The sequence below is a fragment of the Ramlibacter sp. JJN2-2R genome, assembly GCF_057747835.1.
Genome location: NZ_CM173226.1, coordinates 2,383,676 through 2,397,088 on the forward strand (window position 1 = coordinate 2,383,676; position 13,413 = coordinate 2,397,088).

The following is a 13,413-nucleotide window of genomic DNA, read 5'->3' on the forward strand; positions in this document are numbered from 1 at the left end:
CGCTCTTGTCCTATGAGGTCAGCAGGGTTGCGGCGCTTTTTTTCGACGGTGGTTCTGCTGGCGGTGCTCGCCGCGCTCGGCGTGGCCGGCTGGGGATGGTGGTGGGTGCGGCAACCGCTCCCGCTGGCCGCCCCGACGGTCGACGTCGACATCGAACCGGGCACGCTGCCGCGCGGCGTCGCCCAGGCGGTCGTCGATGCCGGCGTGCGCGTCAACCCGGACCTGCTGTACTGGTGGTTCCGCGTCTCCGGCCAGGCGCGCAGGATCAAGGCCGGCAGTTACGAGATCGAGACCGGCATCACCGCGCTGCGGCTGCTGTCCAAGCTCGCGCGCGGCGAGGAGTCGCTGCGCGCCGTGACCCTGGTGGAAGGCTGGAACATCCGCCAGCTGCGCGCCGCGCTGGCCAAGGAGGACACGCTGCGGCACGACACCGCCGCCCTGGACGACGCGGCCATGATGGCCCTGCTGGGCCGCGCCGGCCAGCATCCCGAGGGCCGCTTCTTCCCCGACACCTACACCTATGCCAAGGGCAGCAGCGACGTCGCGCTGCTCAAGCGCGCCCTGCGCGCCATGGACAAGCGGCTGGCCGCCGCCTGGGCCGAGCGCTCGCCGCAGGCGTCGGTGCGCACGGCCGACGAGGCGCTGGTGCTGGCCAGCATCGTGGAAAAGGAGACCGGCCGCGGCACCGACCGGCCGCTGGTCTCCGCCGTCTTCAACAACCGGCTGCGCGTGGGCATGCCGCTGCAGACCGACCCGACCGTGATCTACGGCATGGGCGCGGCCTTCAACGGCAACCTGCGCAAGTCGGACCTGCAGACCGACACGCCCTGGAACACCTACACCCGCGCCGGCTTGCCGCCCACGCCGATCGCCATGCCCGGCAAGGCGTCGCTGCTGGCGGCCGTGCAGCCGGCCCCGAGCAAGGCGCTGTACTTCGTCGCGCGAGGCGACGGCAGCAGCCACTTCAGCGAGTCGCTGGACGAACACAATCGCGCGGTCAACAAGTACCAGAGGGGCCAGTGAGCGGGGGCGTGTTCATCACCTTCGAGGGCATCGACGGCGCGGGCAAGTCCAGCCACGTCGAGGCGCTCGCGCAGGCGCTGCGCGAGCAGGGCCGCCAGGTCGTGCTCACGCGCGAGCCGGGCGGCACGCCGCTGGCCGAGCAGCTGCGCACGCTGGCGCTCAACGCGCCGATGGATCCGCTGACCGAGGCGCTGGTGATGTTCGCCGCCCGGCGCGACCACCTGGTGCAGGTGATCGAGCCGGCCCTGGCGCGCGGGGACGTCGTGCTGTGCGACCGCTTCACGGATGCCACGTTCGCCTACCAGGGGGCCGGCCGCGGCTTCGACCTGGCCGTGCTCGGCCAGCTCGAGCGCTGGGTGCAGTCGGTCGACGCGCTGCCGGCCGGGCGCCTGCGCCAGCCGCAGCTGACCCTGTGGTTCGACGTGCCGGTCGAAGTGGCCGCGCAGCGCCTGGCCGGCGCCCGCGTGCCCGACCGCTTCGAGTCGCAGCCGCAGGCGTTCTTCCAGCGCGTGATCGACGGCTATGCCGCGCGCGCCCAGGCCGATCCGGACCGGTTCGCGCGCATTGACGCCGCCCAGCCGCGCGAGGCGGTGCGTTCCCACGTGCTCGCCGCGGTGCGGCAGCGGGGCTGGCTCGCATGACCGCCGCCCCCTGGCTTGCCCAGCAGACGCGCGAACTGCTGGCCCAGCGCGGCCATGCCTGGCTGCTGCAGGGGCCGTCCGGCCTGGGCCAGTACCCGCTGGCGCTGGACCTGGCCCGGGCCTGGCTGTGCGAGGCGCCGTCGGCCGACGGCGCCTGCGGCCGGTGCGCCAGCTGCCATGCGATCGACGTACGCACGCACGCCGACCTGTGCGTGCTGATGCCCGAGACGGCCATGCTGGCGCTCGGCTGGCCGCTGTCGGAGAAGGCGCAGCAGGAGATCGACGACAAGAAGCGCAAGCCCAGCCGCGAAATCCGCGTCGAGGCGATGCGCGATGCGATCGAGTTCGCCCAGCGCACCAGCGCCCGCGGCCGCGGCAAGGTGGTGCTGGTCTATCCGGCCGAGCGGATGAACACGGTCACCGCCAACGCCCTGCTCAAGACCCTGGAGGAGCCGCCCGGCGACGTGCGGTTCCTGCTCGCCAGCGAGGCCGCGCACCAGCTGCTGCCCACCATCCGCAGCCGCTGCCTGGGCCATGCGATGCGCTGGCCGGCGCAGGACGAGGCGCTGGCCTGGCTGGCGGGGCAGGGCGTGCCGGCGGCGGATGCGCCGGTGCTGCTGCGCGCCGCGGGCGGCCGGCCCGAGGAGGCGTTCGCGCTGTCGCAGGCGGGCCGCGACGCGCGCGGCTGGTCACAGCTGCCGCGCGCCATCGCCCGCGGCGACGTCTCGGCCCTGGGCGACTGCACGCCGGCCCAGGCCATCGACATGCTGCAGAAGATCTGCCACGACCTGCTGGCCGTGCGCACCGGCGGGGCGCCGCGGTTCTTCGCCCCGCCCGACCTGCCGGCCACCGGCGACGTGCGCACGCTCGGGGCGTGGTGGCGCGACCTCGCCAGCGAGCAGCGCACCGCGGAACACCCGTTCAATGCGGGCCTGATGCTCGAAGCGCTTGTGGCCCGGGCCCGGGCGGCCCTACACTCGGCCCGCTGAGTTCCCCATGAACGCACCTTCCACGCCCCGCCCCAGCGTCATCCAGCTCGCCATCAAGGAGAAGGCGGCGCTGTATGCCGCCTACATCCCGCTGTTCTCGGACGGGGGCGTGTTCATCCCGACCTCGCGCGACTACAAGCTGGGCGACGACGTCTATGTGCTGCTGACGCTGCCGGATGATCCGCAGCGCTACCCCGTCGCCGGCAAGGTGGCCTGGGTGACCCCTCCGCGGGCCGCCGCCAACCGCACCCAGGGCGTGGGCGTGCGCTTTCCGGCCGACGAGAAGTCCAAGCTGCTGAAGGTCCGCATCGAGGACATCCTGGGCGGCCACCTGGCCTCCGAGCGGCCCACCCAGACCATCTGAGGCAGCCCGGAACCCGGGCCCGCGCTGGTGCATCATCGACGGGATGTTCGTCGATTCCCATTGCCACCTCAGCTTTCCTGAACTGTCCAGCCAACTGCCGCAGATCCGCGCGGCGATGGCGCAAGCCCGCGTCGACCGCGCGCTGTGCATCTGCACGACCCTCGAGGAATTCGAGGCCGTGCACGCGCTCGCCCGCGAGTACGACAACTTCTGGGCCTCGGTGGGCGTCCACCCCGACAACGAGAACGTGCAGGAGCCCACCGTCGAGGCGCTCCTGGAGCGCGCCGCCCGCCCGCGCGTGGTCGCCATCGGCGAGACCGGCCTGGACTACTACCAGATGGACGAGCGCAAGGGCGGCCGCAGCGTCGCCGACCTGGAATGGCAGCGCGAGCGGTTCCGCGTCCACATCCGCGCCGCCCGCGCCTGCGGCAAGCCCCTGATCATCCACACCCGCCAGGCGTCGGCCGACACGCTGGCGATCCTGAAGGAGGAGGGCGAGGACGGCTCGGCGGGCAGTGCCGGCGGCGTCTTCCACTGCTTCACGGAGACCGCCGAGGTCGCCCGGGCCGCCCTGGACCTGGGCTTCTACATCTCGTTCTCCGGCATCGTCACCTTCAAGAATGCGGCCGACCTGCGCGAGGTGGCGGCCTTCGTGCCCGCCGACCGCATCCTGATCGAGACCGACAGCCCGTACCTGGCGCCCGTGCCGTTCCGCGGCAAGACCAACAACCCGTCCTATGTGGCGCACGTGGCGGCCGCCGTGGCCGAGGTGCGTGGGGTGCCGGTCGAGACCCTCGGCGAGCAGACCAGCCGCAACTTCGAGCGCCTGTTCGCGGGAGTCCTGGCGTGAGAAACTCCATGAAGTTCATCGCGTATCTCGTTCTGGCCGCTTGGATTTCTTCCGCCGCCGCGGGCTCGTACGAGGACTTCTTCCGCAGCATCAAGGAAGACGACGACGAGATCGTCCAGAGCCTGCTGCAGCGCGGCTTCGACCCCAACACGCCCAGCCCGGACGGCCTGCCGGGCCTGTACCTGGCGCTGCGCGAGCCCTCGCCCAAGGTCGCCACGGTCCTGATCGCCTGGCCGAAGACCAACGTCGAGGTCCGCACCGCCCAGGACGAGAGCCCGCTGATGATGGCCGCGCTCAAGGGCCAGACCGAGCTGGTGCGGCGCCTGATCGCCCGCGACGCCGACGTCAACAAGCCCGGCTGGGCGCCGCTGCACTACGCCGCCGCCGGCGGGCACGTGGAGATCATGAACCTGCTGCTGGAGCACTACGCGTTCATCGACGCCGAGTCGCCCAACGGCACCACGCCGCTGATGATGGCCGCCATGTACGGCAGCCCGGAAGCCGTCAAGCTGCTGCTGGACGCCGGCGCCGACACCGCCATGAAGAACAAGCTGGGCCTGACGGCGCTGGATTTCGCCAGGCGCGGCGGACGGCCCGACGCCGTGACGCTGGTCCAGGCCGGCATGCAGGCCCAGGCGGCAGCCCGCGCCCGGGCGGCGAGCGCGGCGCCGCCAGCGGTGGTCGAGACGAAGCCGGCCGAGCGCCCGGCTGTGTCGGAAGCACCGGCGGCCCAGCCGGTGCAGGCGCCCCTGGGCGCTCAGTCGCCAGTTCGACCCGCGATTCCGGAGCCGCCGCTACGTCCTGAGCCGGCGTTCACGCAGCCGGTGCGGTCGAGCCCGGAAGTCGCGGCGCCGGGATCGCCAGGCACCAGCACGGCGCCGCCGGCCGCCGAGGGCCCGGCTCGCGCGGCGCCTCAGCGCATCGCGGCGCCAATCCCGGCCGCGACCGCACCGGCAACGCCAGCACCGGCAACGGCGCCGGAGTCGACGGCACCAGCGCCAGCACCAGCGATGACGCCGACGCCGACGCCGACGCCAGTTCCCGAGCCGCCGAGCGCGGCACCGGTGCCGCCTCAGCCGCCGGCGGCACCGATCCGGCCGCAGCGAACGCCCGGAACCTGGTAACGACGGGCCTGGATTGACTTGATACGATGATTGTTATGTCAAATTAGATCCCGACGCTGGACGGGATGCCGTCTGGCAGCAAGCGGTTCTAGCAATTCCCTTGACAGTGCCCAACCAATTGCCTTTACGCTGCCCCGCTGACTGAGGCACCACGGTCACGTTCTTCCGGCCTAGGCTTGATCACAGAACCGAGCAAGCAGCACGGCGGTGGTTAGCGAACGATCCGATGTTCAGAATATCGGACACCGTGAGGTTCAAAATACTGAACGGCTAACCCGTCCAGTACGTCCTTGTCCATGATCTTGCTCGCTGCCGGGCACATCGGCTTACGGTCATCCGACGCGTCGGCAAAGCGCCTTCCCTTTGTGCCCAGCCGGCGCCCCCTAGCACCATCGGATGCATCCCCGGCTCAGGACAAAGTGGCTCCGACATCCCCTAGAGCGGCGAACGGAAGGCCGCAAGTTCGGCTGCTGCGCCGTTCCCCCAACATGCCAGCATGGCTTGGCATCTGGGGACATCGGGAGCTCTATAGCCTCACCGCAGCCGCATGGGCATTGAAGGACCGCGAGCCATAAGCGCCCATGCCCATCTTTCACCAGGTGTAGCGTGCCCGGTGCAGGATCATCCGGAGGATCGTCGTCAAGTCGGACTGCGTATCGAAGAGGCGCAGCCGCTACAAACGCCGGTCGCTCCCGTGAACCGGTAGCTGGTGACGCAGACCCGAGAAGCCGGCGGAGCCAATAGACCATTCGCCCGAACATCACTGGCTCCGCAGCCGCATCATCCCGAGGAACGGGACCTGGTCGCCGCGTCCGACCATCTTCGCCATCTCAGCGCACTGGAGGCCGTCTCGTTCGTCGACGCTAGCCGCAGGATCGGTCAGCGAGATGCGGCGAATCGCAAACGCAGCATTGGGCTCGACCCTGAAGCGATGTATGCGGGCGAGAAACTCGTTTACTGCGGCGGCTGCGGCAGCCATGTTCACCGAGATCACCGCCGGCCGATCCACGTTCACGCCTTTGATGTAACCCGCGCGCTGCAAGCGCTCGTATTCCTGCGGGCTATCGCGCAAAACAAAGGCCGCCTCGAGATCGCGCTGATCGTAGACTCGCCGGCTCTTTAGGCTGGAGCCGCCAGGCAGGACGGTATGCACGGCGACCCAGATGCTATCGATGCCGCCCTCCCCGTCTGCGTCGAGTCGCACGCCCAGATCAATATATGGAATGAGGTAAGCCGAGGCCAGCTTGTTCAGGACGTGGCGGCCGTCGACCGAATCCATGCAGCCAAACACGAGGTCGCAGGTAGACAAGTCGCGCAGCGTGTCCAAGTCCAGCAGGTCGCGCGGATGCACGGTCACTTCAGTCCCCAACTCCATCGCGTCGATGGCGCGTTGCAGGACGTATGCCTTGTTGGCCTTGACCCGTGCGTCGAATTTCGTGCTGTTCAGGATCCGGTTCAGGTTCTTGTCTTCAACATGGTCGAATTCGACGAGCACCAAATGCCCAACACCATTGCGGGCGAGTTGCTCGACCACGATGCTGCCAGTGCCGGAGCAGCCCACGACGCCGACCTTCAGGCGTCGCAGTTGCGCGTAGGTTGCATCACCGAAGGCCTGGGCAACGCGCTTCCCGTACGCAGGAACGGCAACGGGGTGCTTGCCATCTTTGGCAAACCAGTACTGCAAGTCGTCGCCCGCAATACGAACGGCGTCGAGTTCGGGGCCGATAGAACCGGCCCAAACTGTCCGGCCGACTAGGCGCCCATCCGGCAGCATGATCGCGCTGGCCATCGGCCCACCCCCATCTCCGAGCCAACCTGAAACGCAGGGGAACAGCGTGTTGTCGGCCTCGTCGTCGGTCGCCGAAAACCAGGGATGCCGGGTGGGGTGGCTGTGGATCTTCACGAGTGCAAGCCCCGACTCGAGGGCGCGCGCCAGGATCGGATCCAATACCTCGCCGCGCCAGGTCACGCGGACCGGCGTGCGCACCGGACACATGTCGTAGGGCACCGGAAACACTTCTTGTACGAGAAGGAGTTCCAGGTCGTCGCGGCGGGCGCGGCCGCACAGCGCGAACGCTACTGCCTCTTTGCCGCCGGCGTTCGTCAGAAGATGGGCCTGCAACGCGCGGTGGTGGAGGCCTGAGATCGCAAGCCTGGTTGGCCGAGCGTCGACCATTACTTGCGCAGCTCCGCGGCCAGCCAGTCCTCGACCAGCGCCATGTGCGTGGCCAGGTTGTCGATGCCGGGGCGCCAGGCACTCGCGGCCGTGCGGTGGCGAGACCATTGCTGCCATTGGCGGCCATCCAGCGCCGTCATCGACAGATTGTTGATCCCGCGTCCGTTCGCGCGGCTCAGCGCCGGCGCGAAATAGGCCATATCCAGTTGCGTGTCGGGGTAGCCGCCGTTGAAACGAATGTGGACATCCGCGCTGGGCACGTTGTAGCCCGCGGGCAGCGGCCAACTGTAGATGATGACGGCCTGAACGCCGTTGTCGCTGATCGTCTCCCAGCGCAGGCCGACGCTGTCCAGGAAGTCTTCGTCCTCCTTCAGCAGTGCGAATTGACGCCGCGGCTGGGGCCCCTCCCCTTCGGTGACCTCATTGGGGATGGTCATGAAGCGCTCGACGCCGGGCTCCAGGAAGCTGACTGTTTCGTCGGGCCCCACGGGCTTGACGCTGCCTTTGATGCGCTGCCGCAAGATGAACTTCTCGGGCGTCTTTCCGACCAGACCGAGGATCTCGCGCCCCGTCATGTGGTCAACGCCGACCACCTTGGTGTCCTTGTCGATCTTGATCCGGTATTGCTTTCCGGGCGGCACCGGCTTGCCGGACGCGGAGAATTCCTCCAGGTCGATGATTTCGTCGTTGTTCTGGCTGCCCATGTTGACCTCCTTGTTGGTGCGAAGGGCGAGTTGTTGGAGCCGTCGTCGTCTGCGGTGTGCCTGCTTGACGGCGGGCTTGCTCGTACTGTCTACTTCCCTACGTTTCCTGCTTCCCACTAGCAGATAGCGAAGGAACTCCGACTGCACGGTGAGTAGGACTCGCGAGCGCCCCGTTCCCGGACGCGGCCAAAAGAAAAATTTCGTGTACGTCCACGGCGCTGGTTTCGCGAGTCCTACCGATCGAGGTCGAACCCATGAATTCATCCGATCCCAATGACAGCTTGAGCCGCCAAGAGGTGGACGCCGCGCTTTCGGATTTGTCCGTCGTCGACTGCCAAGGCGCGCTCCTTGGCTCGGTTCGCGGCGGCAGGCTTACCGGGCTGGACGGGTGACGACCTCCTGTCTGAGGCCATGACTCAGCTGCTGGAACTGCGGCGGGTATGGAGACGCGGCGTTCACCCCTTGGTGAAGCTCAAGACCGCCATGCGAAGCATCGCGAGCAACGCCTTCAGAAGCGCGAAAAACGGTCCGATCGATCACGCGGTCTTGGTTGACGGGGACGGGCCGCACGATGCCGATGTGGCGAATAGGCCGGCTGCGACGCCCACGTCAGACGTGAATCCCGAGCAGCTCGCCGACAGCCGCAGCCAGCTCCAGTACCTGGAGGAATTGGTTGCGGACGATGAAGATGCCTGGTGGCTGGTCCAGCTCTGGGGCCAGGGCAGCCGCGGCAAGGAGGCAGCCGAGGAGCTGGGGTGGGATGCCAAACGCTACGACGCGGCACGCCAGCGCCTGGAGCGGCGTCTGCAGCCGCTGAAAAATCTGAGGAAAACCGCATGAGCACGCCAGCACCGAAGCCCGACGCGTTCGACAAACTGCTGGACACGTACGTTGAAGAGCTGCTTTCGATGTCGGACGAGGAGGCGCTTGGCGGCGCCGACCCCGCCACGATGAAAAATGAAGGGATGGCGCTGTTGCAGAAGGCCCGCGAGCAGGCCGGCCGCCGGCGTCTGGAAACGGCTCGCGCCAAACTTGCAGAGGAAAAGATGAATGTGCCGACGGCTGCGACACCGGGCAGCATTTCAGCCCAGGAGGCGCGTGCCTTCCTGGTGCGGGCAGCCAACGACGGTCGCTATACGTTGGTCGCGCGTGAGCTCACGAACATGAGCGACGAGGAAGCGCTTCGCATGTACGCGCAAATCAAGAAGCTGGAGGGCCTGCAAGGATCTTCTGGCGGTGACAGGTGACACCCGGGCAGCGCGCCGAAGGCCTTGTCGCGAGTCTCGGGATTCGCGACGCGCAGGATATCGACCTGGACGCCATCGCCTGGGACGCCGGTGTGAGCGTTGAGCGGTTCAACCTGACGGGCTGCGAAGCCTCGTTGGTGGGCGTAGGCAACCGGGCGATTGCCACCATCAAGCCGTCGCCAGTTCTGGGGCGGGAAAGGTTTTCACTCGCACATGAATTGGGTCACTGGGACATGCACCGTGGCCAATCCTTTCGGTGTCGCGTTGATGAGCCTGATCAGAACCTGGTGTCCAACCGATTTCAAGAAAAGGAGGCGGACCAGTACGCCTCGCATCTGCTGATGCCTGCCCCGATCTTCAATCCAGCGGTCAAGTCCGTCGGCATGCCGGCCTTCGAGGACATCGAGAGTCTCGCTGGGACCTTTCAGGCCAGCATGGTGGCAACCTCCCTGCGGATTGCTGCAATCGACGAACTGCCGGTGATCGTCGCCTGCTACTCGCACTCCGGGCTGGAGTGGAGTGTCCCTGCGAGCCACATCCCACGTCGCTGGATGCTGGAGACATTCTTGGACTCGGACAGCTACGCGTACGACCTGTTGACCAAAGGCATGCGCACCGCGGGCCTGCGAAAGCAATCTGGAGAGGTGTTTTTCCAGAACGAAGACGCGGAGAACTTCAGCCTGCAGGAGTGCTCCATGCCATACCGAAACGGGCAGATTCTGGTGATGCTGTACCTCAGTAGCAAGATGTTGGAGGCTCGATACGATCCCAACGTGGGGCGTCGCTACACCTCGGAAGGTTCCTACGTTCCTCGCCGCACGGCCAAGCGCTGATGCGCAGTGACATGTGCCAGCGCGGTCCTCGGGGGTTTCCGTTTCAACGAGTTCGACTTGCCCCCACTTGGCTTCGACTGCCCTCGTGAGCAGCCGAGGCCGCTTGCAAGGTCTGCCAAGTTCCCCACAACGAGAGCCGAAGCCGCAGCGTCGGAACGCTGAAACACCTCTGGCATCTCACTGGCGGGTCGCAGCTTCCAGAAATGCCGCACTCGCCAGCGTCAGCACAAACGTAGCGTCGGACCGGCTGTACCACTCGGGGGCACCTGAACCGTCTGCGACGTGGTGCGCAAGGTGCGTGTAGTTGCGCACGGCCTCTTGGACGACCAAGGCGCGTTCCTTCTTTGTCATCGATTTGCGGACGTCTCCCTTCGCGCGGAACTTCTCCATGGCAGCGCCTATGGCCTCCTGTTCGCCACTCACAGTTGTCAGGCTTTCCAGCACCGAGCGCGCGAGAGACACGACGGTGTCGAAATGGCCTTGCAGCATCTGGTCGCGAGCTCGCAGCAGCATCGCGTGGGCGGCCGAGAATGTGTCGGACTGCGGTCGGTTCGGCAGCGATACCGAGAACACCATGACGCGCTGGTACTCCATCTGTTCGAGCAACTGAATCCACTCCGTCATGCGCACCGTGTAGTTGAGCTCTTCGTGCAATATCGACCGCTGCTCACGGCTCGGGGATGCGGGGCCGCCAGCTACGTGGTTCATTGCCTGGTGAGTACCTACGGCATAGAGGCTTAGTTTCAGCGCCAAGTCGCCCCCGGCGCGCTCCTCCTCCACTCCGGCGAGCTTCTCCGGCGCCAACTCCAGCGACAAAGTGACCTGTTGTCGATCAGCGAAGCCGTGATTGCGCAGGCTCACCGGTGTGGCCGCAAGAGCTGTCCCAAGCTGCTTGAGTCCGCCGCCGCTTCTTCCACAGTTGACGGTGGCCATCCAGTCCGAAAAAACAGTCGCGTCGCTGGGCTGTTCGATCGCCGGCGTCGCCACCTCGATGGAGAAACACAGTTCGAAACCGCCTATCAAGCGGCGCCCTGAGACGCTGAGAATCCTGACATCGGCAACGATCCGCCCAGTGTTGATGGTGAAGCTCATGTTGTGTTTTCGTTCGTTGCTATCAGACCGGCGAGCGATGTGTCGCAGCATCGAGCGCTGTGGCGAGTTCTTCCCAGAAGTCACTCGCTGTTTGAACGAGCGCTTCCAAGGCTTCGGTGTCGACGTAGAGGTCCTCGCCGGCAAGCGGCTCGAACAGGGGGTTCGGGACCAACAAATCTCGGAATTCGTCATTGCGAAACGACGGGGGGGAAAACCATTCAGGCTTTCGCTTGCGCAGCGCTTCCGCCGATCGCCCTTCGGCGTGCTTGATTGCATTGGCCAAGTCACGAAAGATAAGCATCTCGGACCAGCTGGTGAATTGAGCGACGTCGACGCCATCGGCCAGCAGGCGTTCACGGAAGGCCTTGAGGTGGAGGGGCTCGTCTGTCGCCACGGACCTCGGATCTAGCAACTCGCGCCGGTAGAAGCTCATCACCTGTTGCTCCCACAGGTGATAGATCGCTACCGCGAAGCTGTTGATCAATGTCTGGCGCGCATCACTCAAGGCCATGTAGTGCTCCAAGCCCGCCTCGCGGGCCATCTCGGAGGCGTCCCAGCCATCGATCTCGGGCCCATCTTCACCACACGGCTGCGATGTGATCTGCACAAAGGCTTCTTGGACCTTGGCGTCAGCCTCCTCCCCGAGATCGTCGAACGTTGGCAGGAGTCGGTCTCGAAGCACGCCAAGTTGCGTCCGCAGCCTTGGAATGTTTGTTTGCCGGAAATAATTGGCCCAGAACCTCGGGGAATACACGTGCCCTCCTGCTATCGAGTCGAACGGTCCGCAACATGGTGGCGCGCGAACAAGCGGTCGAAAAAGTCCGCGATGATGGCCTTGGTCGGCCCATCCACCGCGCCCCCGCCGGACGGATCGAACGCTCGGAACTCGTACCCTCCGAAGCGATAGACCTCGTATCCCGCCAGGCGCAGTCGGCGATCCTCGACGGCCATGGCCGCATAGAGGCTGGGGTTGGACTGATAGCGCCCGTCCGTCTGGGTTGCATAGTGCTGTTGACCGTCGACCTCTAGCACGACCCGCACGCCATCCTGAAGCAGCAACAGAAAGTCCATCCGCTGCCTCGCCAGGACCTGCTCTTGGCCACGTTCGCGCTTGGTGTAAGGGTCGTAGTGCAGATACACCTGAGGGATCAGCGCGGGAAGCTTTTCCAACGGGACCAGCCGCCCGAAGTGCTCGTAGTACGCAAGGAAGATTGCCATCTCGCCGGGAGATGCGGCCTGCTGCACGGACTGGCGCAACCGGTTGAACAGACTGTGCTTGGCTGCTTCGGGGTCACTGATGCCCTCCCGTTCGGCCCACCATGCTTGAAGGTCCGCCCAAGAGAGCAGGCCAGTGAGCGCGCGGTCGAAGACCAGGACCTGGTCGGCGTGTTTGGTGATCTGAACGTCATTGTTCAGCGCGTCCCGAATGATCAATTCGGGTTTGGGGCCGATCGACGCGAAGATGAGGTTCTTCATCGTGCCCTGGACGCCTGGCGTGGCTCGCACGACTTCAAAGATGGGGTAGCCGGATTCCGACGAGGTCGCGCGAACCGCGAATCCATCGCGGCGCAGGCGTTCCGAAATCGAGTCAGCCAGCTGCACTTGCTCTTCGTCTCGGCGCGACAACGGATGAAGGATCTCTTCCAGCAGCTTGAAGAACGTCGCCTGAGGGCACGTCAGTACCCCGCAATGCTCGAGCATTTGTTGGTGGGTCCAGTCGTCGTTCTTGATGTACCACTGCGTAATCGGCCCGGCCTGTCGGCTTGGATATGTCGGTGTGCGCTCCGCAGCCACGACGTTCGAGCCGAAGATCCGCTCCAGCGCGTCGAGGATCGGCTGATCCCCGAACAGCGGCCCTGCTCCATTCAGCGTCGCCAGGACATCCTTGCGAACGAGCACGCTCACTCGGTGATCGGCATGCTTGGTCAGCTCAGTGACCAAGAGCTCCAGAGTCGGATCCTCTACCTCGTCCAGGGCAAGTTGTGCCACCCGGAGCAGATCCGCCTCGTTGAGATCACGCAACATCGGCCGAACATAGGCCCTCTTGCTGCGAAAGGCCTCCGCCTTGTCCTCTTCGCTGGCCTGAGCGAGCAAGCCAAGCCGCACGCACAGCGCAGGGACGTTGTAGGACTTTTCCGTGGCGACCGCATCCGCGATGGCTTCGCGCAGCGATTCGAGCCTGGCTCGCTCCGAGATCTTCCTGGGCGTCATGCACCACCCACCCAGCGGGGGGGCGACTCGGATTGAGATTGCCGCTGCGAATCGTTTCGCGCCATCGTCGTCTTCTCCTCCTGTTGCGGACTACGCCGCGCCCCTCTTGCGCACCGTACTTGTGTTGCTGCGGCTCGACCGCCTGGTGGTACGGCGACT

Annotated in this window: 17 protein-coding genes; 11 read left to right on the forward strand and 6 right to left on the reverse strand. The window is 66.1% G+C overall.

Annotated elements, in window-relative coordinates:
• Window positions 1–27: 27 nt before the first annotated feature.
• From mltG to AC3ANR_RS11630, 6 genes are read left to right on the forward strand one after another with little or no spacing between them, the layout of a single operon-like run.
• Entirely contained in the window at window positions 28–1,023 is a 996-nt protein-coding gene (gene mltG / locus AC3ANR_RS11605; RefSeq protein WP_488288266.1) for an endolytic transglycosylase MltG, read from the forward strand.
• A complete protein-coding gene (gene tmk / locus AC3ANR_RS11610; protein WP_488288267.1) occupies window positions 1,020–1,664 on the forward strand; it encodes a dTMP kinase in 645 nt (214 codons plus the stop codon). The genes mltG and tmk overlap by 4 nt, the downstream gene beginning before the upstream one ends.
• On the forward strand, window positions 1,661–2,653 hold the full coding sequence (locus AC3ANR_RS11615) for a DNA polymerase III subunit delta' (RefSeq protein WP_488288268.1): 993 nt from the start codon (window positions 1,661–1,663) through the stop codon (window positions 2,651–2,653). The genes tmk and AC3ANR_RS11615 overlap by 4 nt, the downstream gene beginning before the upstream one ends.
• Before the next feature lie 7 nt (window positions 2,654–2,660).
• Window positions 2,661–3,017 (forward strand): PilZ domain-containing protein, encoded by a 357-nt coding sequence (locus tag AC3ANR_RS11620; RefSeq protein ID WP_488288269.1) that lies wholly within the window; start codon window positions 2,661–2,663, stop codon window positions 3,015–3,017.
• 43 nt (window positions 3,018–3,060) lie between these two features.
• Complete coding sequence (locus tag AC3ANR_RS11625) at window positions 3,061–3,867, forward strand: TatD family hydrolase (protein ID WP_488288270.1); 807 nt, start codon at window positions 3,061–3,063, stop codon at window positions 3,865–3,867.
• 8 nt (window positions 3,868–3,875) lie between these two features.
• Complete coding sequence (locus tag AC3ANR_RS11630) at window positions 3,876–4,991, forward strand: ankyrin repeat domain-containing protein (RefSeq protein ID WP_488288271.1); 1,116 nt, start codon at window positions 3,876–3,878, stop codon at window positions 4,989–4,991.
• Window positions 4,992–5,374: 383 nt separating this feature from the next.
• Here AC3ANR_RS11630 and AC3ANR_RS11635 read toward each other — a convergent pair whose 3' ends face one another.
• Together AC3ANR_RS11635 and AC3ANR_RS11640 are read right to left on the reverse strand one after the other, a co-directional pair.
• Window positions 5,375–5,752, reverse strand: a complete 378-nt coding sequence (locus AC3ANR_RS11635) for a ubiquitination-like system serine protease family protein (RefSeq protein WP_488288272.1) — start codon at window positions 5,750–5,752, stop codon at window positions 5,375–5,377.
• On the reverse strand, window positions 5,752–6,999 hold the full coding sequence (locus AC3ANR_RS11640; RefSeq protein ID WP_488288273.1) for a HesA/MoeB/ThiF family protein: 1,248 nt from the start codon (window positions 6,997–6,999) through the stop codon (window positions 5,752–5,754). Before AC3ANR_RS11640 ends, AC3ANR_RS11635 begins: the two co-directional genes overlap by 1 nt.
• A 12-nt stretch (window positions 7,000–7,011) precedes the next feature.
• Between AC3ANR_RS11640 and AC3ANR_RS11645 the strand changes: the two genes are divergently transcribed.
• Window positions 7,012–7,134, forward strand: coding sequence for a hypothetical protein (locus AC3ANR_RS11645; RefSeq protein WP_488288274.1), 123 nt, complete (start codon window positions 7,012–7,014; stop codon window positions 7,132–7,134).
• A gap of 32 nt (window positions 7,135–7,166) precedes the next feature.
• On the opposite strand, the gene AC3ANR_RS11650 is transcribed toward AC3ANR_RS11645, so the two are convergent.
• Window positions 7,167–7,871, reverse strand: a complete 705-nt coding sequence (locus tag AC3ANR_RS11650; protein WP_488288275.1) for a multiubiquitin domain-containing protein — start codon at window positions 7,869–7,871, stop codon at window positions 7,167–7,169.
• A gap of 254 nt (window positions 7,872–8,125) precedes the next feature.
• Between AC3ANR_RS11650 and AC3ANR_RS11655 the strand changes: the two genes are divergently transcribed.
• The 4 genes from AC3ANR_RS11655 to AC3ANR_RS11670 are packed head-to-tail and all read left to right on the forward strand — an operon-like array spanning window position 8,126 to window position 9,951.
• Entirely contained in the window at window positions 8,126–8,263 is a 138-nt protein-coding gene (locus AC3ANR_RS11655; protein ID WP_488288276.1) for a hypothetical protein, read from the forward strand.
• Window positions 8,264–8,282: 19 nt separating this feature from the next.
• Window positions 8,283–8,711: a hypothetical protein gene (locus AC3ANR_RS11660; protein ID WP_488288277.1), complete on the forward strand. Its 429-nt coding sequence runs from the start codon at window positions 8,283–8,285 to the stop codon at window positions 8,709–8,711.
• Window positions 8,708–9,118: a hypothetical protein gene (locus AC3ANR_RS11665; RefSeq protein ID WP_488288278.1), complete on the forward strand. Its 411-nt coding sequence runs from the start codon at window positions 8,708–8,710 to the stop codon at window positions 9,116–9,118. The genes AC3ANR_RS11660 and AC3ANR_RS11665 overlap by 4 nt, the downstream gene beginning before the upstream one ends.
• Window positions 9,115–9,951 (forward strand): ImmA/IrrE family metallo-endopeptidase, encoded by an 837-nt coding sequence (locus AC3ANR_RS11670; protein ID WP_488288279.1) that lies wholly within the window; start codon window positions 9,115–9,117, stop codon window positions 9,949–9,951. The genes AC3ANR_RS11665 and AC3ANR_RS11670 overlap by 4 nt, the downstream gene beginning before the upstream one ends.
• Window positions 9,952–10,128: 177 nt before the next feature.
• Here AC3ANR_RS11670 and AC3ANR_RS11675 read toward each other — a convergent pair whose 3' ends face one another.
• Genes AC3ANR_RS11675 through AC3ANR_RS11685 form a run of 3 tightly spaced genes read right to left on the reverse strand, consistent with a single transcriptional unit; the run spans window position 10,129 to window position 13,254 of the window.
• Window positions 10,129–11,043, reverse strand: a complete 915-nt coding sequence (locus AC3ANR_RS11675; protein ID WP_488288280.1) for a hypothetical protein — start codon at window positions 11,041–11,043, stop codon at window positions 10,129–10,131.
• A 22-nt stretch (window positions 11,044–11,065) separates the two neighbouring features.
• Window positions 11,066–11,797 (reverse strand): hypothetical protein, encoded by a 732-nt coding sequence (locus tag AC3ANR_RS11680; RefSeq protein WP_488288281.1) that lies wholly within the window; start codon window positions 11,795–11,797, stop codon window positions 11,066–11,068.
• Window positions 11,798–11,808: 11 nt separating this feature from the next.
• On the reverse strand, window positions 11,809–13,254 hold the full coding sequence (locus AC3ANR_RS11685) for an AbiJ-related protein (RefSeq protein WP_488288282.1): 1,446 nt from the start codon (window positions 13,252–13,254) through the stop codon (window positions 11,809–11,811).
• Window positions 13,255–13,413: the final 159 nt, after the last annotated feature.

Excerpts from the sequence above, each read along its gene's own strand:
- AC3ANR_RS11650 (WP_488288275.1), bottom strand. The coding sequence starts at position 7,871 with ATGGGCAGCCAGAACAACGACGAAATCATCGACCTGGAGGAATTCTCC.
- AC3ANR_RS11625 (WP_488288270.1), top strand. The coding sequence starts at position 3,061 with ATGTTCGTCGATTCCCATTGCCACCTCAGCTTTCCTGAACTGTCCAGC.
- AC3ANR_RS11655 (WP_488288276.1), top strand. The coding sequence starts at position 8,126 with ATGAATTCATCCGATCCCAATGACAGCTTGAGCCGCCAAGAGGTGGAC.
- AC3ANR_RS11620 (WP_488288269.1), top strand. The coding sequence starts at position 2,661 with ATGAACGCACCTTCCACGCCCCGCCCCAGCGTCATCCAGCTCGCCATC.
- AC3ANR_RS11685 (WP_488288282.1), bottom strand. The coding sequence starts at position 13,254 with ATGACGCCCAGGAAGATCTCGGAGCGAGCCAGGCTCGAATCGCTGCGC.
- AC3ANR_RS11665 (WP_488288278.1), top strand. The coding sequence starts at position 8,708 with ATGAGCACGCCAGCACCGAAGCCCGACGCGTTCGACAAACTGCTGGAC.
- AC3ANR_RS11630 (WP_488288271.1), top strand. The coding sequence starts at position 3,876 with ATGAAGTTCATCGCGTATCTCGTTCTGGCCGCTTGGATTTCTTCCGCC.
- AC3ANR_RS11660 (WP_488288277.1), top strand. The coding sequence starts at position 8,283 with ATGACTCAGCTGCTGGAACTGCGGCGGGTATGGAGACGCGGCGTTCAC.
- AC3ANR_RS11615 (WP_488288268.1), top strand. The coding sequence starts at position 1,661 with ATGACCGCCGCCCCCTGGCTTGCCCAGCAGACGCGCGAACTGCTGGCC.
- AC3ANR_RS11675 (WP_488288280.1), bottom strand. The coding sequence starts at position 11,043 with ATGAGCTTCACCATCAACACTGGGCGGATCGTTGCCGATGTCAGGATT.
- AC3ANR_RS11635 (WP_488288272.1), bottom strand. The coding sequence starts at position 5,752 with ATGTTCGGGCGAATGGTCTATTGGCTCCGCCGGCTTCTCGGGTCTGCG.